At 48.6% G+C, this 26,602-nt stretch carries 25 protein-coding genes; 10 read left to right on the top strand and 15 right to left on the bottom strand.

Annotated elements, in window-relative coordinates:
• The first annotated feature begins 154 nt into the window (after positions 1-154).
• Together FDX14_RS05560 and nlpA are read left to right on the top strand one after the other, a co-directional pair.
• A complete protein-coding gene (locus FDX14_RS05560) occupies positions 155-1,069 on the top strand; it encodes an Rpn family recombination-promoting nuclease/putative transposase (RefSeq protein WP_042311513.1) in 915 nt (304 codons plus the stop codon).
• A gap of 124 nt (positions 1,070-1,193) precedes the next feature.
• A complete protein-coding gene (nlpA, locus tag FDX14_RS05555) occupies positions 1,194-2,012 on the top strand; it encodes a lipoprotein NlpA (RefSeq protein ID WP_042311515.1) in 819 nt (272 codons plus the stop codon).
• Positions 2,013-2,038: 26 nt separating this feature from the next.
• On the opposite strand, the gene FDX14_RS05550 is transcribed toward nlpA, so the two are convergent.
• The gene (locus FDX14_RS05550; protein ID WP_038635581.1) at positions 2,039-2,941 is read right to left on the bottom strand and encodes a carboxylate/amino acid/amine transporter; all 903 of its coding nucleotides are present in this window, start codon (positions 2,939-2,941) and stop codon (positions 2,039-2,041) included.
• Between the two features lie 25 nt (positions 2,942-2,966).
• On the bottom strand, positions 2,967-3,911 hold the full coding sequence (locus FDX14_RS05545; RefSeq protein ID WP_042311518.1) for a LysR substrate-binding domain-containing protein: 945 nt from the start codon (positions 3,909-3,911) through the stop codon (positions 2,967-2,969).
• A gap of 147 nt (positions 3,912-4,058) precedes the next feature.
• Here FDX14_RS05545 and FDX14_RS05540 point away from each other — a divergent pair, with 147 nt between their 5' ends.
• Positions 4,059-4,835 carry an SDR family NAD(P)-dependent oxidoreductase gene (locus FDX14_RS05540; RefSeq protein ID WP_079225796.1) on the top strand — a complete coding sequence of 259 codons (777 nt, stop codon included), beginning with the start codon at positions 4,059-4,061 and terminating at the stop codon, positions 4,833-4,835.
• A gap of 70 nt (positions 4,836-4,905) precedes the next feature.
• On the opposite strand, the gene FDX14_RS05535 is transcribed toward FDX14_RS05540, so the two are convergent.
• From FDX14_RS05535 to FDX14_RS05525, 3 genes are all read right to left on the bottom strand, one after another.
• Complete coding sequence (locus tag FDX14_RS05535; RefSeq protein ID WP_042311522.1) at positions 4,906-5,586, bottom strand: hydrolase; 681 nt, start codon at positions 5,584-5,586, stop codon at positions 4,906-4,908.
• Between the two features lie 501 nt (positions 5,587-6,087).
• The gene (locus FDX14_RS05530; protein ID WP_042311525.1) at positions 6,088-6,393 is read right to left on the bottom strand and encodes a putative quinol monooxygenase; all 306 of its coding nucleotides are present in this window, start codon (positions 6,391-6,393) and stop codon (positions 6,088-6,090) included.
• A 1-nt stretch (position 6,394) separates the two neighbouring features.
• Positions 6,395-7,402 carry a zinc-binding alcohol dehydrogenase family protein gene (locus FDX14_RS05525; RefSeq protein WP_061380884.1) on the bottom strand — a complete coding sequence of 336 codons (1,008 nt, stop codon included), beginning with the start codon at positions 7,400-7,402 and terminating at the stop codon, positions 6,395-6,397.
• A gap of 104 nt (positions 7,403-7,506) precedes the next feature.
• On the opposite strand from FDX14_RS05525, the gene FDX14_RS05520 reads away from it, so the two are divergent.
• Complete coding sequence (locus FDX14_RS05520; protein ID WP_061380885.1) at positions 7,507-8,409, top strand: LysR family transcriptional regulator; 903 nt, start codon at positions 7,507-7,509, stop codon at positions 8,407-8,409.
• A gap of 36 nt (positions 8,410-8,445) precedes the next feature.
• On the opposite strand, the gene FDX14_RS05515 is transcribed toward FDX14_RS05520, so the two are convergent.
• From FDX14_RS05515 to FDX14_RS05505, 3 genes are all read right to left on the bottom strand, one after another.
• Entirely contained in the window at positions 8,446-9,942 is a 1,497-nt protein-coding gene (locus FDX14_RS05515) for a C69 family dipeptidase (RefSeq protein WP_137349157.1), read from the bottom strand.
• Between the two features lie 339 nt (positions 9,943-10,281).
• The gene (locus FDX14_RS05510) at positions 10,282-10,746 is read right to left on the bottom strand and encodes a YqeJ family protein (protein WP_042311533.1); all 465 of its coding nucleotides are present in this window, start codon (positions 10,744-10,746) and stop codon (positions 10,282-10,284) included.
• Positions 10,743-11,516 carry a winged helix-turn-helix domain-containing protein gene (locus FDX14_RS05505; protein WP_137349156.1) on the bottom strand — a complete coding sequence of 258 codons (774 nt, stop codon included), beginning with the start codon at positions 11,514-11,516 and terminating at the stop codon, positions 10,743-10,745. Before FDX14_RS05505 ends, FDX14_RS05510 begins: the two co-directional genes overlap by 4 nt.
• A gap of 577 nt (positions 11,517-12,093) precedes the next feature.
• On the opposite strand from FDX14_RS05505, the gene FDX14_RS05500 reads away from it, so the two are divergent.
• Entirely contained in the window at positions 12,094-12,711 is a 618-nt protein-coding gene (locus FDX14_RS05500) for a helix-turn-helix transcriptional regulator (protein ID WP_137349155.1), read from the top strand.
• 74 nt (positions 12,712-12,785) lie between these two features.
• On the top strand, positions 12,786-15,629 hold the full coding sequence (misL, locus tag FDX14_RS05495) for an intestinal colonization autotransporter adhesin MisL (protein ID WP_137349154.1): 2,844 nt from the start codon (positions 12,786-12,788) through the stop codon (positions 15,627-15,629).
• A gap of 135 nt (positions 15,630-15,764) precedes the next feature.
• Here the strand turns inward: misL and FDX14_RS25605 are convergent, their stop codons facing one another.
• The 7 genes from FDX14_RS25605 to FDX14_RS05465 all read right to left on the bottom strand — a co-directional run bounded on the left by FDX14_RS25605 (position 15,765) and on the right by FDX14_RS05465 (position 22,107).
• A complete protein-coding gene (locus tag FDX14_RS25605; protein WP_256372614.1) occupies positions 15,765-15,893 on the bottom strand; it encodes a hypothetical protein in 129 nt (42 codons plus the stop codon).
• A gap of 281 nt (positions 15,894-16,174) precedes the next feature.
• Positions 16,175-17,806: a TIR domain-containing anti-phage reverse transcriptase gene (locus tag FDX14_RS05490; RefSeq protein WP_252182515.1), complete on the bottom strand. Its 1,632-nt coding sequence runs from the start codon at positions 17,804-17,806 to the stop codon at positions 16,175-16,177.
• 588 nt (positions 17,807-18,394) lie between these two features.
• Positions 18,395-20,737 carry a primase-like DNA-binding domain-containing protein gene (locus FDX14_RS05485; protein ID WP_137349153.1) on the bottom strand — a complete coding sequence of 781 codons (2,343 nt, stop codon included), beginning with the start codon at positions 20,735-20,737 and terminating at the stop codon, positions 18,395-18,397.
• A gap of 14 nt (positions 20,738-20,751) precedes the next feature.
• Positions 20,752-21,072: a DUF5375 domain-containing protein gene (locus FDX14_RS05480; protein WP_137349152.1), complete on the bottom strand. Its 321-nt coding sequence runs from the start codon at positions 21,070-21,072 to the stop codon at positions 20,752-20,754.
• A complete protein-coding gene (locus tag FDX14_RS05475) occupies positions 21,069-21,296 on the bottom strand; it encodes a hypothetical protein (protein WP_034165547.1) in 228 nt (75 codons plus the stop codon). The genes FDX14_RS05480 and FDX14_RS05475 overlap by 4 nt, the downstream gene beginning before the upstream one ends.
• On the bottom strand, positions 21,293-21,844 hold the full coding sequence (locus FDX14_RS05470; RefSeq protein WP_137349151.1) for a host cell division inhibitor Icd-like protein: 552 nt from the start codon (positions 21,842-21,844) through the stop codon (positions 21,293-21,295). Before FDX14_RS05470 ends, FDX14_RS05475 begins: the two co-directional genes overlap by 4 nt.
• Positions 21,841-22,107, bottom strand: coding sequence for a helix-turn-helix transcriptional regulator (locus FDX14_RS05465; RefSeq protein ID WP_000556587.1), 267 nt, complete (start codon positions 22,105-22,107; stop codon positions 21,841-21,843). The genes FDX14_RS05470 and FDX14_RS05465 overlap by 4 nt, the downstream gene beginning before the upstream one ends.
• A gap of 537 nt (positions 22,108-22,644) precedes the next feature.
• On the opposite strand from FDX14_RS05465, the gene sid reads away from it, so the two are divergent.
• The 4 genes from sid (at position 22,645) to FDX14_RS05440 (ending at position 26,574) form a co-directional block, all read left to right on the top strand.
• Positions 22,645-23,388: a capsid size-determining scaffold Sid gene (sid, locus tag FDX14_RS05455; RefSeq protein WP_170973570.1), complete on the top strand. Its 744-nt coding sequence runs from the start codon at positions 22,645-22,647 to the stop codon at positions 23,386-23,388.
• A gap of 3 nt (positions 23,389-23,391) precedes the next feature.
• Entirely contained in the window at positions 23,392-23,631 is a 240-nt protein-coding gene (locus FDX14_RS05450; protein ID WP_000468231.1) for an STY4826 family bacteriophage gene regulatory protein, read from the top strand.
• Positions 23,632-23,646: 15 nt separating this feature from the next.
• The gene (locus FDX14_RS05445) at positions 23,647-24,213 is read left to right on the top strand and encodes a phage polarity suppression protein (protein WP_031602017.1); all 567 of its coding nucleotides are present in this window, start codon (positions 23,647-23,649) and stop codon (positions 24,211-24,213) included.
• Between the two features lie 369 nt (positions 24,214-24,582).
• Positions 24,583-26,574 (top strand): ATP-binding protein, encoded by a 1,992-nt coding sequence (locus FDX14_RS05440; RefSeq protein ID WP_252182514.1) that lies wholly within the window; start codon positions 24,583-24,585, stop codon positions 26,572-26,574.
• Positions 26,575-26,602: the final 28 nt, after the last annotated feature.

Raw genomic sequence — 26,602 nt, 5'->3', positions numbered from 1 at the left:
GCATTTTTGCGAACACCATTCCCGGAAAATGAATACATTGCAAAAGTATGTATTTATTCGCCAAAGCGCCTCGCAGATGAAGAGTTTCCCTGATGTTGGTTGCGCTGCTGGCGAGTAAGGTTCCGTCATCTTGTTCTTTTGGTGACGGATCGCCATGAAAAAACCTACAACTTCTACCCCGCATGATGCGGTTTTTAAAAAGTTTTTAAGCCATCCAGAAACGACGAGGGATTTTCTTGATACCTATCTTCCAGCGTCATTACGCGAGCATTGTGATCTGAACACACTGAAGCTGGAATCCGGGAGTTTTATTGAGGAAGACCTGCGTGCCAGCTATTCCGATGTACTGTGGTCACTAAAAACAAGGACTGGAAAAGGCTATATCTATGCGTTGATTGAACACCAGAGTTCGCCGGATGCGCATATGGCGTTCCGGATGATGCGTTATGCCATTGCCGCGATGCAGAGCCATCTTGATGCCGGAAACAAAACGCTGCCGCTAGTGGTGCCGATACTTTTTTATCATGGCGTTGCTAGCCCGTACCCTTTTTCACTGTGCTGGCTGGATGAGTTTGACGATTCAGAAACTGCGCGGCAGCTTTATGGCGCGGCTTTCCCGCTGGTAGACATCACGGTGGTATCTGATGACGAGATTATGCAGCATCGGCGCATGGCGCTACTGGAACTTGTCCAAAAGCATATACGTGAGCGCGATTTGATGGTGTTGGTCGATAAACTGGTTGCCCTGCTGATTAAGGGACACGCTAATGACAGTCAGGTAGAAACGCTATTTAATTACCTGGTACAGTCCGGCAGCGCACCGCGCTTTGAAGCGTTTATTCGTGAGGTTGCCAGGCGCGTTCCTCAACACAAGGAGAGATTAATGACGATTGCAGAATGCTTACGTGAGTCGGGGCGAAGAACAGGATTGCTGGAAGGCAAACTCGAAGGCAAAAAGGATGAAGCGTTGCGGATCGCCCATGCCATGCTTGAGAAGGGCATCGATCGTGAACTGGTGCTGATGATTACCGGGCTTTCCATTGATGAGCTCACGGCACATTCTGACTAATTATCCTTTTTTCCATTATGCTTTTTTCTTCTTGCTGATGCTTTTTCGTTTTTTAAACCGCAGTGGCCTTCCCGCTATAGTCATTTCATTACTCATCAGGCGGTTATTTCAAAAGGATAAAAACGTGAAACTGAAAATACCTCATTTTGCAGCCGGGACGGTGGTATTACTGGCGGGATTATTGCTGGCAGGGTGCGATCAGCAGAGCAATGACGCGAAACATATCAAAGTGGGCGTCATTAACGGCGCAGAGCAGGACGTGGCGGAGGTCGCGAAGAAAGTAGCCAAAGAGAAATACGGGCTGGACGTTGAGCTGGTGGGCTTCAGTGGCTCATTATTACCCAACGATGCCACTAATCATGGCGAACTGGATGCCAACGTCTTCCAGCATCGTCCGTTCCTCGAACAGGATAATAAAGCGCATAACTACAAGCTGGTGGCGGTGGGCAATACCTTTGTTTTTCCGATGGCCGGTTATTCTAAGAAAATCAAAACTATAGCGGAACTGAAAGACGGCGCAACGATTGCAATACCTAACGATCCGACCAACCTTGGGCGGGCGCTGTTGTTGCTGCAAAAAGAAAAGTTAATCACCCTGAAAGCGGGGACAGGTCTGTTGCCTACGGCGCTGGATATTACTGATAATCCACGGCATCTGAATATCATGGAGCTGGAAGGCGCACAGCTACCACGCGTACTGGACGATCAGAAAGTAGATGTGGCGATTATCAGTACCACTTATATCCAGCAAACCGGACTTTCTCCGGTGCATGACAGCGTATTTATCGAAGATAAGAACTCACCGTATGTGAATATCCTGGTGGCACGGGAAGACAACAAAGATGCCGAAAATGTGAAAGAATTCCTGCAATCTTATCAATCACCGGAAGTAGCAAAAGCGGCGGAAACCATCTTCAACGGCGGCGCGGTTCCGGGCTGGTAATTAACCCGTTGCCGCGCCGGTTGGGATTAAACCGCTCTGGCGCGGCGACGTGAGTCCATTGAGATCAGCACTACCGATGAGAGGATCAGCATCGTGCCCAGCCAGTCAGGCAGGGTGAACGTAATGCCTAACAGCAGCAGAGACAGCAACGCGCTACTCAGCGGTTCCGCGCAGCTCAAAATGCTCGCTTTCGGGCCGCCAATCATCTGCGCACCTTTCAGGTACAGGCTAAACGTGAGTGACGTACCGATGACCACGAGATAGAAAAACGCCAGAATCAAACTGCCATTGACGACAAAGTTGGTTCCCTGCCCGGCATAAAACGGCAGCAGGATCATCCCGCCAATTAACATACTCCAGCCAACAACCGGCAGCGTACCGTAGCGCGCGATAAGCGTTGAAGGGTAGGTGGTATAAAACGCGGCGGCAAATGCGGAGGCAATTCCCCAGAACAGCGCGGCAGGTGAAATAGACAGCGACGTCGGATTACCGTGGGTGACCAACAGGAACGTGCCAATGAGCGAGGTCAGGATCGCGGTTAGCACCAAAATACCCGGTCGCGCTTTACGTACAACGGAAAACCACGCCACGATAATGGTCGGTGATAAAAATTGCAGTACCGTCGCGGTGGCGGCGTTAGATTTTTCTATGGTTAACAGAAAGGTCAACTGTACGGTAAGCGCGCCTACCACGGAGAAAATCAGCAGGCTAATCGCGTCTTTGCGGTTTTTGATAATGGAGAATACTTTGTCGCCGTGAACGAAAGAGAGCATCAGCAGAATAAGTCCGGCGAAAATCAGACGCGTCATGGTCAGGAACTGAGATGACATCTGACTTTGCTCCATGATGTACTGTGCACAAACGCCCGAACTTCCCCACAATACGGCGGCAATCAGGACGTTCATCATCCCTCTTCTGGTGGAACCCATCTTTCCCTCGGCATGTTGTTTTGTTTTATTTGTGTGCAGGCATCATAGCAGAGTTAGCCGCGATTTCTGCCAGCACATCCGCAATCAGCCAGTCATTAAAGACTTTCACCTCCGGACGCATTACCGCGTGTTGCGGCGTGACGATGTAGTATGACCACGTCAGCGGCCAACGGGTGTCGGGGTGAAGTTGCACCAGTTGTCCGTCGGTAAGTAACTGCTGAACCAGCGCCCGGCGAACGATAGCCACGCCCTGACCGCTGATTGCTGCCAGGATCACCGCAGCAGTGGAGTTGATGTGCAGTCCACTGTCGCGGACGGTCGGGGCATGGGTAGCGTTCAAGACATCATCCCAGGCAGGAAAATGAGCACCGGGGTGGGGAGTGTCATCGTGGATCAGCTTTTGCGCGGCCAGCCATTCCCCGCAGGCGATTTTATCTACCGGTACCATTCGTGGGCTGCAGACCAGAACGGCTTCTTCATCCATTAACCAGGTTTTGTTGACGCCGGGCCAGTCACCTTTGCCGCAGCGTACACCCAGATCGGCTTCGCCGTGGGCGACATCCATCAGCTTTTCCGTCACATTCAAACGTAATTCGATGTTTTCATGCGTTTGTGAGAAACGATTGAGACGACTCATCAACCAGTTCATGACCAGGACCTGCGACGCGGTAATAATTACCACTGAGCGTGCCCGACGGCCGCGCAGCTTGTTGAGTCCTGATTCCAGGTTATCCAGTCCCAGAGTGATGTCGCGCAATGCGTCCTGTGCTTCGCTGACCAGCGTGAGGCGTTCTTTGCCCGTGCGGGTGCGATGTAACAGTGGATGGCCTACCCAATCTTCCAGCGCACGCACCAGTTGTCCAACGGCTGCAGGCGTCACGCCCAGTTCCTGCGCCGCGCCGGTGAAGCTGCCATGACGGGCGGTGGCTTCAAAAGCGTGTAACCATTTTAGCCGATTGAGTGAACGCATCTGCTTTTTTCCATTCTTGTTAACTGTTTTCAGTATACGCCAGCGAGATAGATTTTCTTTCTTGAGGCGCTATTTCTTCTCAGTCGTCAACCTCTGAAACGAGTGGCATCTTTAGCGCATCAACGGATTCTTTAAACGAGGTTAACGATGAGCGCATTATTTGCCGGAAAGAAATTGTTAGTTGTGGGTGGGACCAGTGGGATGGGATTCGAAACGGCGAAACTGATCCTCCAGGGCGGCGGTAGCGTGGTGCTGGTAGGCAACCGCGCCGACAAAGCAGAGCAAGCGCGTCAAACTCTGGCGACGTTGGGTGATGTCGCGGTGATTGTTGCGGATTTGATGTCGGAAGCCGGAGCGCAGCAGGTGATGGCCAGGTTGAATGCCGAGCATAAAGATATCAGCCTGCTGGTAAATGCGGCTGGCGTGTTTTTCCCGAAACCGTTTATTGAACATGAGGTTGAGGATTATGAGCAATATATGAGCCTCAATCGGGCGACGTTTTTCATTACCCGCGACGTGGTGCGCAATATGTTGGCAGACAATATAAACGGCGCCATCGTGAATATTGGTTCAATGTGGGCGCAACAAGCGGTGGGCGCGACACCTTCATCGGCCTATTCGATGGCCAAAGCAGGTCTGCATGCGTTAACCAAAAATCTGGCTATTGAGCTGGGTGCGCATGGGATTCGCGTGAACGCTGTTTCGCCAGCGGTCGTGCATACACCCATCTATGAAGGATTTATCCCGAAAGAAGATGTACAAGGTGTGATGAGCAGCTTTGATAGCTTCCATCCGATTGGCCGGGTCGGTACGCCGCGTGATGTGGCAGAAACCGTCGCGTTCCTGTTGTCAGACAAGGCGGGTTGGGTAACTGGTGCTGTCTGGGATGTCGATGGGGGGGTTATGGCCGGACGTAATGGCTGACAGGGACTGATGCTGCGCATTACAAAACGCCTGCTTATACTAAACAGGCGTTTATGGAAGATCGGAAAAGTTAAGTGCGCTGAGAGTCCAGCAGCTCGTTATTTTTCACAACATCCTGGGCTTTGGTATAGCTTTCAATCAGTAACTGATAAGCCGGGAAGATTTTGGTATAGACTTCGGCCCATTCCGCTGCGTCTTCCCGATTCCAGGTTTTCTGCAGTTCGGACGCAACCGCGGCAGTATCCATCGGCACGACGCCAGCCTGTACGACGCGGGCCATGGTGATCTCCTGCGCCATTTTGCTGTAAGTACCGGAAGCATCGATGACGGCAAAGACTTTATAGCCTTCTGCTACCGCGCTGATGGCCGGGAATGCCATGCATACACTGGTGATGGTACCAGCAATAATCAGCGTCTTACGGCCTGTCGCTTTTACCGCCGCAACAAACTCTTTGTTGTCCCAGGCGTTAATTTCACCTTTGCGTGCGACATAATGTGCGTGAGGTGCGTTCTCATGAATTTCCGGAATAAGCGGACCGTTTGGCCCCTGCGGCACAGAGGCGGTGGTAATCACCGGCATTTTGCATAAGGTGGCGATTTTTGCCAGAGCCGTAGCTCTTGCACGCAGTTCAGTCATTGGCATATCGCCAACGGTCTGGAACAGGCCGCTTTGATGATCGATAAGCAACATAACTGCGTCATTGACATCAATCACTGGGCGTTGGCCATTAAAATTAGCGGGTGTAGACATGATCCATTCCTTGTTGTTGCTTTTTGCAGGTTATCTAACCTGCAGTAAAGTCTATAATCGCCTGGGCGATATCCATTTTTGCTCTACAGCTAATTAACCATTATTGACATCATCATGGTTAATTTCAGGGGGAGGCTAAAGCTATCTTTATCAGAACAGCCTTAGTGAACTAATTTCCTCCGACCCTATGAAAATAACAATGCCTGTTATTATGAAATTATATTTCTGCATTCATATTATTTTATGGTGTGTGTTGGAAGTAAGAGGGGTAGATATCGGTGGGTATTTCTGACTGATTTGTTTTTATACGGTTATTATTATTGTGAAATAAAATGAATATTAACGATATATCTTCAATGTCAATTTTGTGACTAATGCCACGGTTTTCTTGAGAGTAATGATCATGTCTATTTTATTTACTAAGTCATTATTGAATTAAGTAAATTCTCAGATTGATATTTATTGTGCTCCTCCGAACAGCAGAGGAGCACGGTATTAATATTACGGCTCAATCGGCGTCAGATAATCCAGTCGTAGCGGCTCGGCCAGTAGATCGTTCATTTGCAATACAAACGACTGGAAATGCGGCAGGGCGATATGTTCGTCCAGGCCAGCCTGACCGCGCCAGGATTCACGCACATAAAATACATCTGGCGTGTCGCGTAACTGGAACAGCGCATACTCAATATTGCCCTCCTCCCGGCGCGTGGGCAGTAAGAGAGCCTGTAGCGCCTGTTTCAGGGCATCTATTTTCCCTGGTTTGGCTTTCAGTACTGCAATAATTGAAATCACTTCTGCATCAGACATGTTAAAACCCCTCCAGCACAATCTTGCCGACCGAGCGACCCGTTTCAATTTGCGCGTGAGCTTTTTGCAGATTCGCCGCAGTGATCGCGCCAAAATGTTCACCCAGCGTGGTATGGATAGTGTGGTCGTCGATCAACTGCGCCACACGGGTCAATAGCTGATGCTGGGCAATGATGTCGTGGGTGGTAAACATCGAACGGGTGAACATAAATTCCCAGTGCAGGGAAATACTTTTGGCCTTCAGCGGGCGGGCATCAAGGGTTTGCGGATCGTCAATCAGCGCCAGCTTTCCTTGCGGAGCGAGTGCGGCAATAATTTGTTGATAGTGCTGCTCGGTATTGTTCAGGCTGGCAACGTGCGTCACTTCCTTGATCCCTATCCGCGCCAGTTCTTCCGTCAACGGTTTGCTGTGGTCAATCACATGATGAGCGCCCGCTTCACGTACCCATTTTTGGCTTTCCGCACGCGATGCGGTACCGATGACGGTCATTTTGGTCAGCTTACTGGCCAGTTGCGTCAGAATAGAACCGACGCCGCCAGCCGCGCCAACAATCAATAACACATCATCTTCATTGCCATTTTCCTCAACGCCCAGACGGTCGAACAGCATTTCCCAGGCGGTGATGGCGGTCAGCGGCAGCGCCGCAGCAGAGGCGTTATCCAGCGATCGCGGTTTCAGCGCGGTGATTCGCTCATCAACCAACTGAAATTCACTGTTACTCCCCGCACGCCCCAGCGCTCCGGCGTACCAGACTTCATCGCCAGGTGCGAACAGGGTGACGGCTTCACCCACGGACTGCACCACACCAACGGCATCCCAGCCCAGTACGCGCGGCACATCGGCGTTAAAACCTTCGCGGACCTTGGTATCAACGGGGTTGACGGAAATGGCTTTCACTTCAACCAGCAGATCATGTCCGCTGGCGACCGGCATGGGCAGGTCAATCTCTTGTAAAAATTCAATGTTATTGCCGTCGGTCGCGGCGCGGGTAATGGCGATGGCTTTCATATTCTCTCCGGTCACAGGAATCAGTTGAATAATTCGATGGTAAACCGGTAGCAGAACGGGAAAAATAGCCCAACGGCGACAGGACTTATACTCGGGGAGTGAAAATGTTCCGGCTTGAAGATCTCACGTTGTTTGTCCGCGCCGCGGCGCTGAATAGTTTTAGTGATGCGGCACGCGAAGCCGGCGTTCAGCCTGCTCAGGTCAGTTCTGCTATCAAGCGCCTGGAGTCTACGTTGACTATCCGTCTGTTCGCTCGCTCCACGCGCAGCCTGCGCCTGACGCCGGAAGGCGAGATTTGGTTGCCCTATGCCCGCCAGATGCTGGACGTGATGCATGCCGGACTGCAAAAAATTCAGACCCCGGAAGATGAAGTTTCTGGCACGCTGCAAATCGCGGTTCCGTCCGATCTTGGGAGAAATTTGCTTCTGCCGGTCTTTCAATCTTTTCGACGCCGCTATCCTGCGCTGCGTTTGCGGATCTTTTTCTCCGATCAGGTGACGGATGTTTTTAAAGATCCTGTCGATGTCGCATTTCGTTATGGCAATACCGAAGATGCGTCATACATTGCGCTGCCCGTTGCGCCGGGTAATCGACGCGTGCTGGTGGCGTCACCGAATTGGGTTATACAAAACGGTGCGCCGCAGACCCCGGAAGATTTAGCGCAGCTGAACGCCATGACCTTTGTCTTACGTGGACGCCTGCACGACCGCTGGACCTTTACACACGGCGGCGAGGTCAGCAGCGTGCAGGTTAACGGCACGATTATGAGCGATGATGCCGAAGTGATCCGGCGGCTGGCGATTGCTGGTGAGGGGATTGCCTACAAGTCGTGGCTGGATGTTAGCGAGGATGTACGCGAAGGGCGATTGCAGCTGCTGATGACGGATTATCAGGGGGAGAAAGTCCCGCTGAATATGATTTGCCCGCATCGTAAGCAGCTTTCTACGGCAGTACGCTTGCTGCATGACGCCGTGAAGGCGCGATGTGAGATGCTGGCGCAGAGCTAAGATACGCTTTGCGCCAGTACATTACTGTGGTGTGACTTAGTCTTTTTTCGCTGCGTTAGCAAAGAAAATATCAGACTGAATGTCTTTGGTGCGGATGGTAAACAGCTGATTAGTTAGATCTTCCGTTAACTTCTCGGCATCGGCCATGATGCGCAGGTTGAAGTCATTCAGCATTTTATCTGCGGCAGGTTTATTGGTTTTCGCCATCTTCAGATATTCTGCTTCGACCTCTTTTTGCTCCTTCGCCACTTTATCTTCCCACGCTTTGTAGGCCTTTTTGACGATTGGCGCGAGCTTCGGATAATCGGTCATCGTCAGCGTCTGCAATTTACGATATTTCCAGTAGATGGATTGATCGTCAGCCTTATCTGTACCCATTGTATAGTTGGCCGGATATGCTTTCAGGCCGCTGTAATACGGAACAAAGGCGGTGAGATCGGCCATACCCAGACCAATGTAGGTGGTTTCACCGATCTCTTTTGGCAACCACGGACGTACCTGCATGACATGCGCCTCATAGGTGCGGAAGACGCTGACCGGACGCCATGGCTCTTTACCGTTCAGGCCATTGGTGTACGGGTCATGACTGGTGCCTTCATAGTGGCTACGCAGCACGGCTTTCACATCGTCCAGCGTCATTTTCTTCTCTGGCTTCATGAAGACCGGGAATTCACGTCCTTTGGCCATATCCTGATTTACGGAAGGATTGAACGTTTTCTGGATGGTCCATACGCGAGGATCGTTATACGTACGGTCACGCTCGTCATCACGGGTATAGGCTTTGGCGAAGTTGAATTTGCCATCTTTCGCCGGTTCGTACAGGCCTTTTTCCGTTGCGAATTGAATCAGATTTTTTGACGCCATCATATCCGGGTTTTTAGGATCGTAATCCTGTAGGCGGCCCTGATTACCGGTGGCGAAATATTGGTTATCAGGCAGGCGCTGCGCCATCCACTGGTGGCCGCTGCCGGTTTCCAGGTACCAAATCTCGTTATCGTCGACCACGGCAACGCCAAATCCTTCTCCAGCACCGACGGTTTCAACAATATGTCCCAGCAGCGCAACGGCCTCACGTGCGGTTTTGCTCTGCGACAGCAGAACATCCGGGATATCGTCTTCAGTGATCCCTTTATCCTCAACGTATGGGTCGGCGGCCAGCGCTTTTGGTGAAGCAAAAATAGACTCTGTCCCACTCACGCCGACGCCCAGTTCGTTAAATCCGGTTGCGCCGTGCAGTTGAGTTTTCCAGTTTGGGACGGTGGTATAACGCAGAGAGTTTTTCGGCAGTGGCCAGGTAAAATCATTCGCGCCATTATGTGCTTTGGTGCTGTATACCCCGGTCTGATTCTGTTTTGCCGGATGAATGACAAAATGCTGTGCTTTCAGGGCATCGCTGTCTGCGCTACGGGCGACCAACATGGAGCCGTCCGCTGATGCTTCATTGCCGACCAGCAGGGTCGTACAAGCAAAACCTGATGAAACAACCGCCAAATTTATTGAAAGTGCAATCAGGCACTTTTTAAAAGTAAACATTACGTATCCCTCATATGTACGCCAAAATACACCGGAAACATACCGTTTCCTGAAATGCGATAACGCCTGAACGCTCAGACATTACTCGCGAGAGAGATAAACGCCCCTGCCCACGTCTTCTCCAAATATTCATTCGTAGATTGAAGTCTTCTGGACAAAATAACATGTCCATTTCGCTTAATTATTACGCAACGAATATCCTGATATTCAGGATGTTTCCTGATTCGCGGTGAAGAATAGAATGGCTTATTAGTGGATTCAGTGACCTGTGTCGCGTAAGTTAATGATGACAAATGTGAATCCTGTGGCAGCACCGTGCTTTTGTTTCCGGATATGACGTTACCTTTTGCGGCAATACAGCGAGGGAACATTGGAACTGGCGAAAATCCATGCGCCCTTATACTCCTCCATAACCAGGCTCAGGCTGCGTCCGGTCTGCCGATAAAACCCGGGCAACGTATTGTTGATATCCGCTTCATCGGCCGTGTCGGCGAAGGTTTTGACAACTTGCATGGCCTGTAACACCCGTGCATCACGCTGTTGGGTGTAGCTGAAATAGATGTTCCTGCTGATGTCTGAGATATTACGCCCATACAGCTTACCGGTAATTGTCGATAATCCTTCCTGGTTGTACATCCGAAATGAAACCGTTCCAGCAAAGCGGTTGCTGCCAATATTCCATTCAACGTTTCCAACGCAATTTAGCGGCTTTTCGGCATAACGTGAATACCATAGCCAACTACCTGAACCGAGTAGGGTAACCAGGCCAATAGTGAGCAAGATTATTTGGCGTGTTTTTTTCATTGCCCGCGCATCCAGTAATAATGGGTAGTACAAAATGCGTGGGCATCAATCCGCGCATCTTTATCGCATACAAATGCTACCATCCTCTCTGCTTTGAGGTAGCCGGATAGAAATACGTGTTTGTTGTTTTCACAGAGTAAAGGATGAAGCTGCATCAGATTGAAATAGCCATGCTGGTCGTACTCATTTGGAGAGTAATAAATTTTGCAGTTTTGCCGCGAAGGGGTCTGCATGGAAACAGAGACAAACTTACTAAATGGCATAACCGGGCGAGTCTGATACCACACCAGCCAGATAACCAGAGTGGCGATAACAACACTAACGCTAAATAAAATGTTCCACCAGGAGATCTGCGTCGTTTGTTGTGGTGCGGTAAGAATTACCTTTGCAGGCGCGCGCTCCTCAATAACCGGTGACTGGGAAACGTCACTCTGAGGGTCCGTTATCACTTCTACCTGAGTGTTTTCATTCAATCTCAGCCCTCGCCGGGAAATAGTTTTCACCGTATCACGCGGTAGTCCCACTTCCGCCAGCGCATTACGTAACGTCAGAATTGCCTGGTAGAACGTGTTGGTGCTGGTGACATTATTTCTCTCTCCCCAACCCACTATCATCAACGTGTTCTGGGAAACAATGTCACTTGCGTGAGTAATTAAATAGAGAAAACAGAGCGAAGCTGGGAGCTGGAGTTGTATTGTGCGCCCGGTCTGACGATTGACCAGACTTTTGCTATCAGGATTAAATTCGACCAACTGATTGATAAGATACAATTGCCCAGCCCTCAGTAACCAAAACGTATCACAGCGTGTCCTTGCACACCCCTTAAATTTTACATCCAAATCGATAAGACGCCTCACTCTTTGTACATGATCGAAGATAAGAATTTCACTTAGGGGATAAAAACCCTTCAAATACAACAAGTTATTAACCTAATTTCTTAGGTTGGAATTAGCTAATGTTAAATAATGAGAATTCATTACAGTTTTATCTGGGTTATCATTATATTTATCCACAGAGCGACTAGGGTGATTAAGTTATCTGAATTGTGTAATTAACAAGTAACCTTTACATCGGTTATTTTTTAGCAAATAGTGCTTTTTTAAGATTTATCCTAGGATTTTAATTTATGCATAAAATTCCTAATGCCCAGATTGTTATTCTGAGATAAAACATAAAAAAACTTAGCGGTATGGCATTGCTTACCGTATGTACATATTAGCGCATCAAGAGTTTATTACATTTTTTTAGGGTTGCTGTTATTAACTGACAAGGAATGTCATGCGTGTCGGATTGACACATTTATTTACCGATGAAATATTTATGGAAAAATAACAGGAGTCATTTTTTATGAACAGATCCCCATCACAGAGTATTCGTTGCATAAGCTGTGAATTATCCTGTCAATTATTTCCGGATACTGCGGTACGCGCCAGGTACTGTCACCGTGCCGCTTTTGCGATCTGGCCGGAGGGAAATGGCTTTCTGCAAAGAGGAGTTATTGAAAAACTTCTACTTAATAATCAAAATCATTTGTCGCGCGGGTTTATTTTTGTGGATTTCTCCTTCCCAAACCTGCGCCTGTTCGCCGACCCGCAATGGGTTGACCGTCTGGCGTATAGCGGCATGCATATTGTTTTGATAGCGGACCGGAACCTGGCGCCGTTAGCCAACTACTGGCTGTCGAAAAGCAATAAAATACAAGGCATTATATATTCTGATGATGATGATGACGTACAGCATCAGAAAATGCGACGATTATTTACGGGTCATCTCGCTAACAGTAAACGTGGACGCTCACTCAACTATACAGAAATGATATTACTGAAGCGATTTGTCTCAGGGAAAAGTATTCAGCAAATTACCCAAATAGATAATATTGATATTAAGAAAATATATGTCTATAAGCTCCGGCTTGAAGATAAGTTGGGCCATAGTATTCATCAAATACTATCGAATATTTTATAACGCATTTCTGATTTTTATTATTTCACATCCTTGAGATGTGGTGGACGCTCTACGCCTGATAGCAGGAGGCTAATATGCCAAATCCCAAATCTTACTCTCGTATTGCCATCGCGGTTTCAGCCGCATTAACGTCTATGGTATTTTCAGCCCATGCAGCCTGGGTTGATGTTGATAGTCTTCCTTCCAGCGGTCTGGTTAGCAGTCTGCCCCCGGAATTGCAGGCAATAATCCCAGCGCAGGCCAATGCCAATTTCGCTAAAACCAGCGCCATGCCAAATTATGTTTATCAGTGGAGTGCTGGCACCATTCCCGTTTATGGTAATGGATTAACGTTGAATGGACCCGGTGCAGAAGCTTTTGAGCACTCTGTTACTGTTATTCAGAACAGCGCGACGGGTAGCCCGGGCGTTATTTTCGGTGACGATCTGACGATCCGCACCCAGTCGAAAAATGCCGCCAATAATGGAAAAGATGTTGACGGTATTCGCACGCACGGGGCCAATACGCCGGATAACCCGGTCTTTATCATCACCGGAGATCGCACCAGTATTTATGTGGATGGTCAGGATGGTGATGGTATTAACGCCGGTTATAACGCGATAGGCCAGGGCTGGATAGGCTCGGCTAAAATCTACGTCGGTGACGATCTGTACATCAAAACGACGGGTAACCAGGGGCGTGGTATCACCGCCAATGCCATGCGAGATGCGACGCTTGCCAAAAATACGATTGTTGTTGGCGATCGTGCGCACATTGTGACGACCGGCGACGGCTCTGAAGGCATTCGCTCCGGGCAGAGCGGTTCCTCGATCCTGCTTGGCAATGACGCCACCATTGAGACATCGGGTACCTCTTCCACGGGCATTTATGCCGCCTCATCTTCCAAAACGGAACTGGGCAATAACGCCACTATTACGGTTAACGGCGCGAGTGCGCATGCGGTCTATTCCACCAACGCGACCGTGAACCTGGGCGATAACGCGACGATTAGCGTGAACAGTTCTGGAAAAGCGGCTTCATACAGCAAAGCACCACGCGGACTGTTTGCGATCTCACGCGGGGCGATAAATCTGGCCGGTGGTGCCGCCATTACTATGGTGGGCGACCACAGTACTGAAAGCTATGCCATCAGCACCGAAACGGGCGGTACCGTAGACGGATCCACCGGTGGACGCTTTCTTATCGACGGCGATCTTCATGCTGCCGGAGCGATAGCCGCGACCAGTAGTTTGCCCCAGCAAAACAGTACGATTAAGCTCAACATGACCGATAATTCGTTATGGAACGGGGCGTCTTATATCACCAGCGCGACCGCCGGGACGGGGGTAATCTCTCTGCAAATGAGCGATGCGACCTGGAATATGACCAACAGCTCAACGCTGACCGACCTGACGTTGAACAGCGGGGCAGTGGTTAACTTTGGCCATGTTGACGGCGAACCGTGGCAGACGCTTACGATTAATGAAGATTTTACCGGGAATGGCGGCAAACTGGTTTTCAATACCGTCCTGAATGACGATGCCTCCGAAACCAATAAATTGACAGTGCTCGGTAACACGACGGGTAATGCCTTTGTGGCGGTGAACAACATTGGCGGTACCGGGGCGCAGACTGTTGAAGGTATTGAGATAATTGAGGTTGCTGGCAATTCTGACGGCACATTTGAAAAAGCGAGCCGTATTGTTGCCGGGGCGTACGACTATAACGTTGTGCAGAAGGGCAACAACTGGTATCTGACCAGCTTTATTCCTGCTCCGCCCGATCCGGTGGACCCTGTTGACCCTGATCCCGTAGACCCGGACCCGGTTGATCCCATCGACCCCGACCCCGTTGACCCGGATCCGGTGGATCCGATTATCCCTGATCCGGTTAACCCTGACCCGACCGATCCTGTAGACCCGGTTATTCCTGGACCGGAAGAGCCTCATGTTCCGCCGGTCACAGAGCAACAGTATCGTCCGGAGGCCGGCAGCTATCTGGCGAACAATTATGCCGCTAACACGCTGTTCATGACCCGACTGCATGATCGCCTGGGGGAAACTCAGTACGTTGACATGCTGACCGGTGAGAAAAAAGTTACCAGCCTGTGGATGCGTAACGTTGGCGCGCATACCCGCTTCAAAGACGGTAGTGGGCAGTTGAAAACCCAAAGTAACAGCTACGTCTTACAGTTAGGCGGCGATCTGGCGCAGTGGAGTAGCGACGGCCTCGACCGCTGGCATATTGGCGCGATGGCAGGTTATGCCAACAGCCAGAACCGCACGCAGTCCAGCCTGACCGGCTACCACTCTCGTGGTCAGGTCACCGGTTACAGTGTGGGGCTGTACGGCACCTGGTATGCCAATGACGCAGACAAGACCGGTACCTACGTGGATACCTGGGCGCTGTACAACTGGTTTGATAACAAAGTGATGGGCCAGGAGCAGGCGACGGAGAAATACAAATCCAGCGGTATCACCGCCTCGGTCGAAGCCGGTTATAGCTTTAAACTTGGCGAAAGCGAGCGCAACAGCTACTGGCTGCAACCGAAAGCGCAAGTGGTGTGGATGGACGTGCAGGCCGACAGCCATCGCGAAGCGAACGGGACCCGCGTGAAGGATGACACCGATGGCAACCTGATGACTCGTCTGGGCGTGAAAGCCTTTATCAACGGCCACAACGCCATCGACGACGGCAAATCTCGCGAGTTCCAGCCGTTTGTCGAAGCCAACTGGATCCATAACACGCAGACTGCCAGCGTGAAGATGGACGATGTGAGAAACGACATGCGCGGCACGAAGAATATCGGCGAGCTGAAAGTGGGTGTTGAAGGTCAAATCACTCCGCGCCTCAACGTATGGAGCAACGTGGCCCAACAGGTCGGCGACAAAGGCTACAGCGATACCCGCGGTATGCTCGGCATAAAATATAATTTCTGATGTAAGTGAGTAATGGAAAAGCCGCTGATTCACCGATCGGCGGCTTTATTTTTTGGAATCGTAGTCCGGGATAAGCGTTAGCGCCATCCGACATCAGGTTAACATGTAAGCGCTACTTACATGTTAACTCGCAATTCAATGGAGAGTCGCCAGCGTGCTCTCAATTCTTTTTAACTTCTGATTTGCTTCTTGCAGCTCATCCTGCAGCCGTTGTTCCTGTTCGCCGTAGACCATCAGGACGATACAACCATTCATCACTGGCAAACATAATAAATTCGCCTGTCGGGGATTGTGGTAGGTGTTTATTTGAAATGTGGCCGCCGTTTCAATCTGACTAATCGCGCAGCAGTCAACGTAGTATGCCAGAGATCAACACAGGATAAAGAAAGCTAAAAAGAGATGTGATTTAAGAAGAACTAACTTGAGGAACTTTGGCGGAAGATCACAGGAGTCTTATTTGGATTGTAAGTCATTGATTTTGATTAAATATAAATAAACATATCAATGACTTTATACACACTACTATACACATTGGACAGTAGTTGTCACTTGTTCAAAAGTGCACGAACCTTATCCGCAATCTCTGCCGGATTATCTTTATAGGTAATATAAAGCTTATCACTTAAGAGAGGCAAAGATGCAGCAACTATTGCTTCATCTGCTTCTTTTACAAGAGTAAGTAATTTTACTTCACCTTCAGCGATTTCTCTTGCAAGCACAGAATGCAATTCTTTCTTAGGCCAATGCTTATCTACAGAATTAGCCGAAAGAATAGCAATTACATATTTAGACTTTACAAGAGCTGAGTTAATTTTCTGGATTAATGAATCGCCCCAATTTATTTCGACATGATCTATGAATGTTGATATTTTTAATTTGGTTAATTCTTCGTAAATTGGAATTGCGATGGATGTTTTATCTTCGCTTGCATGACAAATAAATACATCATAAGTTTCAGTTTCTTTCATTGCTCTAAGTCCTTCTTTTGTTTTTAAAGGATCATGATGACTCATTTCAGCCATTAATTTAAGATATAATGGAAAGTCATCACCACGGATCATTTTTATAAAACTCAATCGGCCATAAATATGATTGCGAAAAATTGATATAGCATGCTCATTATTTGCTGCTTTAAAGCCTTTTTTATTAACAAATAATAATGCTGATGTTAACTTGTCTTCTCTCCATTTATGAACTAATGAACGAGTAACTCTAAGATATTTACGCTCGACATTTGCTTTTTCATTTACCACTAATCCAGTAACTTTTTGACGTTCATTTCTTTTCTGAACTCTGAATTTACTTGTATTTATGCTAAAGCCACTTTTCTCGATCACAGAGATAACAGCCTCACCCAATTCAAAATTATTCTCATTATCTAACGTTATGATTTCTCTGACTTGTTGTTGATTAAATGAAAAAGTAATATCATCTGCATATCTTGTGTATGTGATGTTTTTTCTACGTGCCAGTTGAGTTAGGTGTTTATCGAGCGATGCTGATGCTAAATTTGCCAGGATAGGGGAAGTGCAGGCTCCTTGAGGTAATTTCCCATCTTTAGTACATAATTGAGCTAATATACTCGCCGCAGGATGTGAGAAATTAAATGGCTTACTTTTAAATATTCCATACACTCTCGCGAAAGTGACTGAACCAAAATAATTTTCTAAATCTACATTAACAACATATTTTTTCTTTGTATGTTTTTCTGCATTTGTTAATATACTTTTATCCTTAATGAATCCATGCGCTGGTTTTTTGGGACGATAAAAGTACTCAATAATCGGCTTTAATTTCTCCTGCAGAATTGATAAACCCCCTTGAGGTGCGTTTATTATTCTACTTTTTCCATTTTTCTTTTTTATTTCAAAAGTTCTATAGTTATCTTTTTTATTATATAAAATAAATAATAATTGTCCGACCGGAACTTCTAAAAGATTGGCTACATCGTTAGCTGACGTAATTACAATGCTTTTGTTTTCAATTTTTTTGCATATTACATCAATGTCAATCTTTGAAGTAATGGGATGATTTTTGAGTTCTTTATTATCCCATTTCAAATTTTTTCCAGCTTGATAGGGCTGAGGCTCTAACTTAGGTAACTCCGGGATTGTCTCATTTTCTTCTTTATTTGCTGAACTGAGACTAAGCATCAGTAGCTTGTCATGTAAAGACACTCTCTACCTCGTCACTGTATTTATGGACTAAATTTACGGCTCCGCCCAATCACTTTATGCAAACTTTAGCCAATTAACAGTTACGTCAAGTAACTAACCGCTGATTGGTAGCGTGATGTACTAACATAAGATACTTCGAGGCGAAACAACCTCACAGATTTAAGGCAGAGCCGTATAGAAAAAATAACATAGTATGGTGGACGTATAAAGTATTTATCTCCTTCTTTGGAGAGAGTGCGTAACGAAATTTGACTGGAATATATTTTTTGCATTTAACTTTGCAGACTATTCATTTCGATAGTTTTCCATTTTATATCATTAAGTTAAGTGGTAATGAATTGACGCAGAGTTAACAGTCGATTCTTCATTATTGATGATTTTCTGCTCGCTATGGAGACGATCAGTCAGGCTGTAGTGAGAGTAAAAAGTTTTTTCAGGTTTTACTGTTCACACTGTTCACCTCTGGTTTTTTATCAATAATTTCATGGTGATACAGGGTGAATATACGGTGAAGGGTGAACAGTGGATTGTTCACCTTGTGGCAATGGCCAGAAAGGAAAAGACCGGCTGTTGCCGGTCTGAGTAAGGTTATGTTGCTGCGGGTTCGTCACACTTCGGCAGCCAGTCTCCGTAGCTTTCCTCTTTCAGCGACAGATTGGTTTGTATCCCCTGCTTGGTGTGCCGCTTCTCATAATTCAGGCCGTACTCTTTCAGCATCATGGGCAGCCCCAGCCCGAACATTTTCAGGCTGAGCACGTTCCTGTAGCCGTTAGCCTCCATATAGGCCAGATACGCGTGATAGAGATATTTACGATAATTACGCGGGATGATGCTGGCATTCCCCATAAACATCCCGTTGGTCTGCGGGAGCATTTCCAGATAGCCGCAAAAATCAAACGTCGGGTCTGCATCGCGCTTAATGCTGAGCGCCTCGTCGGAGTTCTGCTGCGACTGGAGCAGTGCGCGGGCGGTCATCGGGTCGCTGAATTTCTGCATAAGCTGGCGCACAATGACGGCCAGCTCGCGCGCAATTTTATCCCTGAGCTGCGGGTCGCGTTCCTCCGGGGCAATCTGCTCCGGGAAATGAATAATCACCCGGCGACGGGAGACGCCGCCGCTGCGGTCGGTGAAGCGCATCGGGTTATTGTTCACGGCCAGAATTACAGCCGGAATATGCGTTGAGTACGGATTCTGGTATTTCGGGTCAACCGAGACCGCATCGCCGCCGGTGATGGCCTTGAGTCCTGCGCCGTCACCGCTCCATTTTTCCTGGTCTGGCAGACGGATAAGCGAGAAGCCAATCAGGGAGGCACGCTTGCGCGGGTCTTCCAGTGTGTCGATATCGGCTGACGTGGCGTTATCTTCCCCGGCGAGCAGAGTCGCGATTTCGGCCAGAATACTTTTGCCGCTCCCGCCGGGACCGGTGACTTCGAGAAAGAGCTGCCAGTCGTAACGGTTCGCCAGCACCATAAACAGCGCAGCCAGAATCACGTCGCGTTTTTGTGGATTTTTACCGGCCGCACGGTCGAGCCAGCGCCAGAAGTTCGGCGCGTGAGTCTCCAGCGTTTCCCCTTCCACCGGCGGGGTAAAATCCACATCACACAGCGTGCGCAGCCAGTGCGATTTATGGTGCGGGCTGAATACGCCGCTTTGGGTATCGAGTACCCCGTTGCGAAAGCCAATCAGACGACGTGCCGGTGTATCCTGCTGCGGAATAATCAGTTTCAGGGTCTCCACCACCGAGGCAATTTTCCCGGACGAGAACGGGGCGCGCAGACGCTGGAATAAGTCAGCCACATTTCGTGAAAAAGTGGCGGCAGGGATATTTTTCCAGATGCCGTTTTCATAGCGGGACAGGAGCTGGCCGTTCGCATCCACCGCCAGCGCTTCGCCGTAATGCTCATGCACCCGCAGAGCCTTGTCGCTGGCGCTCATGGCGGTAAATTCCGCCTCGCTCATGGTATCAAACGGACTTTGCGCCGGTGGCCGGATGGCGTCATAAATGGCTTTCCGCGTGGCTTCCTCGCCGTGCTGCATAAACGCATCATTCCAGTCACCGAACACTGGCGGCAGGGCAACAACACCCTCACAGGCTTCTGCGGCCGCGGCGGCTTTTTTCTGGCCATCGCCGTTCAGGTCGCGGTCGGCTGCGAGGACAATCTGACAGGCCGGGTATTTGTGACGGGTAAGGCTCGCCAGAGAAAGGAGGTTTACGGAGGACAGCGCCACCATGACGGTTTCCCCGGTCAGATGATGCACGGTGAGCGCAGTTGCATAACCCTCCGCAATCCACAGGCGTTTTCCGGTCTGTTTCTGTCCTTCGATGATATGACATGCCCCTTTGACCTGCCCGCCTTTCAGGGTGCGTTTGAGACCGTCAGCATTGATAAGCTGAAGGTTAACCAGTGCACCGGTATCATCATACAGCGGGACAACCACATCCCCGGCGCGGAACGTCACGCCGCCGGTTTTATGTATGACGGTGAGCGTCAGACATTCCTGAGCGGGGAAACCCTTGCGGGTGAGGTAGGCGTTGCCGGTGGCCGGTCGGATTTTCTCCATGAGCCTGACGGCCAGCGCGACCGCCGTTTTGCGGTCGGCACTGGTTGCAGCCTCTGCGGCCGCAATCACTTCCGGGGCAACCGGCGGCAGGTTGCCGGTCACGGCGTTCACCTTCCGGGCGGCCTCAGACGGATTTACACCGAACACCTTTTCGACAAGCCTGAGTCCGTCACCCGAACCGCACCGGTTGCAGTACCACGTGCCGCGCCCCTCCAGGTCATCAAAGCGAAAGCGGTCGCTACAGGCATCACCGCCACAAATCGGGCAGGCCTGATGGCGGTTTTTAATCACTTTCACACCCAGCGCAGGGAGAATGTTCGGCCAGTGGCCGCACGCCTGTTTTACCGTTTCTGTTACGTTCATTTTCATCGTTGTTTTCTCCCTCAGTGCAGTACCGGCGACGTGATATGACGGGCGCAAAGCTCATCCATCACGGCCAGCCCGAGAAAGGACAGCGACGGCGAGGCTTTGAGTTGTCCGGCTTCCATTAAATCCTCCAGTAATGCACAGGCAATCTGGCGGCCTTTTTCCTCGCCGTGCTGGCGCAGGTAGAAGCCCTCCAGCTCGGCGGCAATGGCGCTTTCCAGCGCGTCGAGGGTGAGGTGCGGGTAGCGGTGCTGGCGTTCGCACAGGGTCAGCCATGCACAGGCCACGGCGCGACGATACAGCGCGGCGCGTAATACAGGCGGTAATGGATTTTTCATACGTTGCCCTCCCCGGTCAGCCACTGCTGATTGCAGCGTTCGACCACGCCGTCGAGCTGGGCGGTCATAAGGTAAATCACGGAGGTGAGCTGTAACTGCTGCGCAGGGTCACGACGAATGGTGGCGCAGTCCTGCACCTGCATCAGGTCGCCGACGAGCTGGCCGACATTGCGCATATGCTCCAGACATTCGAGGTCACGGGCGGTAATGGTGGTGTGTCTCATGCGCGCACCTCTGCAACCGGCAGACGGCCAGCGAATGAGAGGACGTAATCGCGAACGAGGGAACGACGTGCAGCGTGTTCATCACCGGCAACGGTGCGGAGCATGCAAATATGGGGTTTACGGTCTGCGCGACGAACGGCGGCAAACACAAAGACAAACTGCGGGTGTGACGGGGTGAGGGTCGTAGCCATAAGGGCAACCTCCATAGTTAGCTGGTTACAGCTACCACCGGAGTTCCTACGCTCATGGGTGGTAGCCCAGACGGGGGTAGGAATACCGGTAACTATGAGAACCGGCCAGCCCGAAGGCTGCCCCGCCTGAGCCACCATTACGCGATACCCACAATGGCGAAAAGGCCACTGTGTATTGAATGGGTGCATCAAGGCACAGACACAAAAAAAGACGCAAGGCGCGTCAGGTGTCGCCATAGTTAAACACGGGTTCCTACGCCCGGCTGCCGATTTTGCGACAGCGGGAAAACTATACCTGGAAACGGCGAAAAGAAGCAAGCCAGAAAAAGGGGCTGTTTGCTGAACGGTCATCATCATGCGTCATAGCCCCGGTTACGTTCGGCAATGCGATCCGCCATCCATGCAGTGATTTCAGACTGCGCCCACGCCACATTTTTTCCGCCGAGGGAGATTTGTTTCGGGAAGGCTTCCCGGCTGATGAGGTCGTAAATGGTCGAGCGGGACAGGCCGCACAGATGCATCACTTCGGGCAGACGGATAAAGCGCTCGTGAACGGTATCAGAAACCGGCATCAGCGGCGCGGCAGGGGCAGAAGACGGGGAAGAAAAAGCGGTGTGCATCGGGCTACCTCACAAAGTCCATACAGTGCCGGTCGTGTCCGTCCGGCTTCGGGTAGCTCCTTATTATGTCTATATTTTCCCTCAGGTCATGTGAGATTTTCGGGGAAACAAACATTGACTTTTCGCTATGGCAAACAAAGGCAAACGCTGGCAAACATATGCAAATCACTGCATTACAATGCAGCAATTTCTATTTCTTTTAGTTATATATTTTTCATTTTTAATCGATATAAAGTCTAGATGATATAGCCAGAGCAAAACAGGAGGGTGAACAGTGGTGAACAGACGGTGAACAGTCAGGCCTTCAACTGTTCACCCTTTAACTTACTGTATTATTTATCTTTTTATTTGAGGTGAACAGTGATGAATAGTTATAAGTAAAAAAACAAATGGTGAGTAAGCTCTTCCTGCAACCTTTCTCTGGCCAGCCTGATTTTAAGGTCTGTTTGTGCCAGCACTCTGACAACGGCAATGAATCGTGTTGTTGTGCAGGAGGCGTCAGAATCATTTCAGGTTGAACACACGGAGAACCTGAACATGAAACCCGAACTCATTATCAAAGCCATGCAGACCGTTATCAGTAAACAGGATGAAGGCGCGGAACAACGTATTGCCGGTGCGCTGGCCGCACTTAACGAAGCAAAAGACGCACACACGGCCAGCATGGGTAAACTCAGCGACATTGAGGCTTCCATTCAGCGTTGTGAGCAGGAGCGACAGACCGCCCTCAGTGAAAGTGCACAGGCCGAACAGGACTGGCGCAGCCGCTTTCGAACTCTGCGCGGCAACCTCACTCCTGAACTGAAAGCTGAACACAGTAAACGTATCGCCAGCCGCGAACTGGCTGATGAGTTCACCGGTCTGATTACCGAGCTGGAGAAAGACAAAAGCCACGCCATGCTTGGCGCATGCTCCTCCGGTACTACTTATATCAGCGCCCATGAAAAAGCGTTCACTACCTACGCCAACAGCGAGTGGAAGAAGGCGCTGGCCGGTATCAGCCCCGCACTGTTACGTGCCTTTCTGTTGCGTATACGGTCGCTGGAAATGAGCGGAGAAACCTCGCCGCGTGCGACCGTGACTCGTGAGCTGGGTGATGCCCTGAATCTGCAGTCAGCCCTGTATCATTTTGATATGGAGCAGGAGCCGGTCCTGTCCGTAACCGGCATGAATCGCCCGGTCATAACCGGGGTTGATATGGCGCTGTTAAGAAGCCCGGCCAGACGGATGAAGCTTGCCGCTGAACTGGCCGAAAAATCCCACGAACAGGCAGAGGGCTGAATCATGTTTCACTGCCCGTTCTGCAAAAAGACCGCGCACGTCCGTACCAGCCGGTATCTGTCGGAAAACGTCAAACAGCGTTATCACCAGTGTACCAATATCGAATGTTCGGCCACTTTCCGCACCATCGAGTCGGTTGACGGTGTGATACGTGCCGCACCGGAGAAAACCGACCCTGCCCCGGTGACGCCACCGCCGCCGCGTAAAGTACAGGGCTGCTACAGCTCGCCGTTCCGGCATTAATCAGGAGAGAGACTCGTGACCACTGTGACCATACAGCAGGCCTTTGAGGCCTGTCAGACGAACAAAAATACCTGGCTGAAACGTAAAGCCGAACTGGCAGACCTTGAACGGGAATACCGTGAACAGCTCCTTGCCGGTGACGAACAAATTCCGCGCAGAATGCAGGATTTACGCGACAATATCGATGTGAAAAAATGGGAGATTAATCAGGCCGCCGGTAGCTATATCCGCTCACATGAGGAGGTGCAGCATATCAGCATCCGCAACCGGCTCCATGACTTTATGCAGCAGCACGGCGCGGAGCTGGCCGCCACGCTGGCACCTGAGCTGATGGGATATCACGAACAGCTTCCCGCAGTAAAACAGAGCGCCATGCAGCACTCGGTTGATTATCTGCGTGAAGCCCTGTCGGTGTGGCTGGCCGCAGGTGAAAAAATTAATTATTCCGCGCAGGACAACGACATTTTAACGGCTATCGGATTCAGGCCTGATGCGGCTTCGCGGGATGATAATCGCCTGAAATTCACCCCGGCACAGAACCTGATTTACACCCGCCGACGTGCAGAACTGGCCGCACGGTAGCACGCGAAAAAATACGCGAAAATTCCGCTATTTTTTCCGAAAAAAGCCATGCATCCATAAGGTGCATGGTTTTGCATGCAAATCCCCGTATTTTATTTCCCCCACCACGCCAGTACCGGCGAGGCCTGAGCCGGTTCATGCACCTGCATGAAAACTACCCTATAAAGCGGGCAGGCGTGGCGGGGAGAGCATTGCGCGCAAGCTGGGTAATTTTAGTTTCGTACATTTCTTGGTGGCAGGTATACTTTGACCGCATTTGTCGGGCAACATGTATATTGTATAAATGGTTGTAAAAGATATAGTGTTTGCATTAGAAATGAATAAACCAGATGAGCAGATACCAGCATTATTGCAAAAAAGGACATTACCATGCAGATAATAAGTGGCGAAACTAATATAAATGATGTTGGCATAAAAAAGAGATTTAAAAATTGCGAGCCATTTCAGTGTATTGTTGAGCTAGCATGGAATGGATTTGATGCCAAAGCTCGGAATGTCACTGTTGAGGTGCGTAGAACTGATTTAGGCGGCCTGTCATCAGTTTATATTCTTGATGATGGTGATGGTATAGACTTTAATAACTTTGATTTGAACTTTAATAGATTTGATGATTCACTAAAAAAAGATAATATTGAATTACATGGTTCACAAGGAAGAGGAAGGCTTGCATTTCATAAGCTCAGTCGTCAAGCTATATGGTTTACTAAATATAACGATATAAATGCTAAAATAGAAATTGATGATGCTGATCTTAAAAATTATCAAGCTTATATTAATATTCCATATCAAGAGCAGCATACAACATTAATCGGACAAAAAAGTGGCACATGTGTCATGTTGAATCATTTTCATAATGATTTACCAAGTGATAATGAAATAATAAAAAGATTACAGAGTGAGTTTTGCTGTCACTTAGCACTGAACGAGCAGATAACGTTATCTTATAATGGGGTTGTTATAACGGCACCAGAACATGATTCTCACTCATTAGAAAAAGAATTTGATGGAAGTCCATTTTCAATCAAGGCTCTCCGATGGGATGAAAAACCCTCTAAAGAAAGATCGTATGTATATTTGGTAAATTCGCAGGGTAAAAAAGTTCACGAAGTTCCAAGTAAATTTAATCAGAAAAAAGATTTCTACCTTTCTATATTCGTCAGTTCTGACTGGGCTGATAATTTTAGTAATAAAGGCGATGATATATTTTCAGATGCTAAGTATAATGCTGACTCAAAAGTTTGGAAAGATGTCATAAAATTTGTTTGGGGATTATCAAAAAAGATATATGATGATTTCCTTCAAAAGAAAATTGACGAAACTTTAGAGCGTTATCAACAAGAGGGAGTATTCCCTTCTTATAGCGAATACTCAGATCCTAAATATGCTGAGTGGCGCTTGAATAATATCAAGGCTATCGTTCGTGATATATATATAGCCGAGCCAGCCATGCTCGATAATTTGAATACAAAACAAAGAAAGGTTTTTGTAAGGCTATTAGATAAACTATCTTCATCAAATAATAATGAGGATTTATTTAATATACTTGAAAGCGTTTTAGATTTGAGTAAAGAGGGTTTATCAAAACTTTCTAATCAATTAAGAATTACAAAACTCGATAATATAATTAGCGCGATTGAAGAACTACAAAAAAGAAGGCTTGTAGTGGATAAGCTTCGTTATTTAATGGATCATCATTATAAGGAAATAAGAGAGACTCCAGATCTTCAAAAAATAATTGAAAACAATACATGGTTGTTCGGTGAACGCTATGAAACTATCGGGGCTGAGGAAGATACATTTACCAAAATAGCCTTAGAATTAAGGAATAGTGTTAAACATATCAACGATATTGATGAAGATGATGTTGAGAATGAGGCAGAATTAGCTGGTTCAAAACGGCAGACAGATCTATTTTTAGCCAGAAAGTACCCGGCCCTTGATTCCAATGGTAACCCATATTACAAATGCATTATCATTGAGATAAAAAGACCAAGTATTTCATTAAATATAAAACATCTAAGACAGCTTGATGATTATGCGGCAATAATTCAAAGACATCCGGGGTTTAGTAGTCAAAATTTGCATTTTGAACTCATACTTATAGGTCGTAAAATATCTAAAGATAGTTTCGAAATAGAAAGTAGATTGAATTCACATATACAAAAAGGTGATATGGGATTAGTTGGGGATGATTCTAGGATGAAGCGCTACGTTAAAAACTGGTATACCATTTTTGATGGCTTCGAGCTCACTAATAGATTTATGCTTGATAAATTGAAATTAGAAAGAGATAGCTTAGAACTTGGTGAAATATGTTCGAAAGAAATTGTTTCAGAATTACAAGGTAACTTAAGTAAATAATATGCATATTGCATCGGTGAAATACTGA

Source organism: Citrobacter sp. wls710 (assembly GCF_005281115.1).
Taxonomy (GTDB): Bacteria; Pseudomonadota; Gammaproteobacteria; order Enterobacterales; family Enterobacteriaceae; genus Citrobacter; species Citrobacter werkmanii.
Note: the sequence above shows the minus strand (reverse complement) of the source record. Positions and strands in the feature narration are given on the sequence as shown.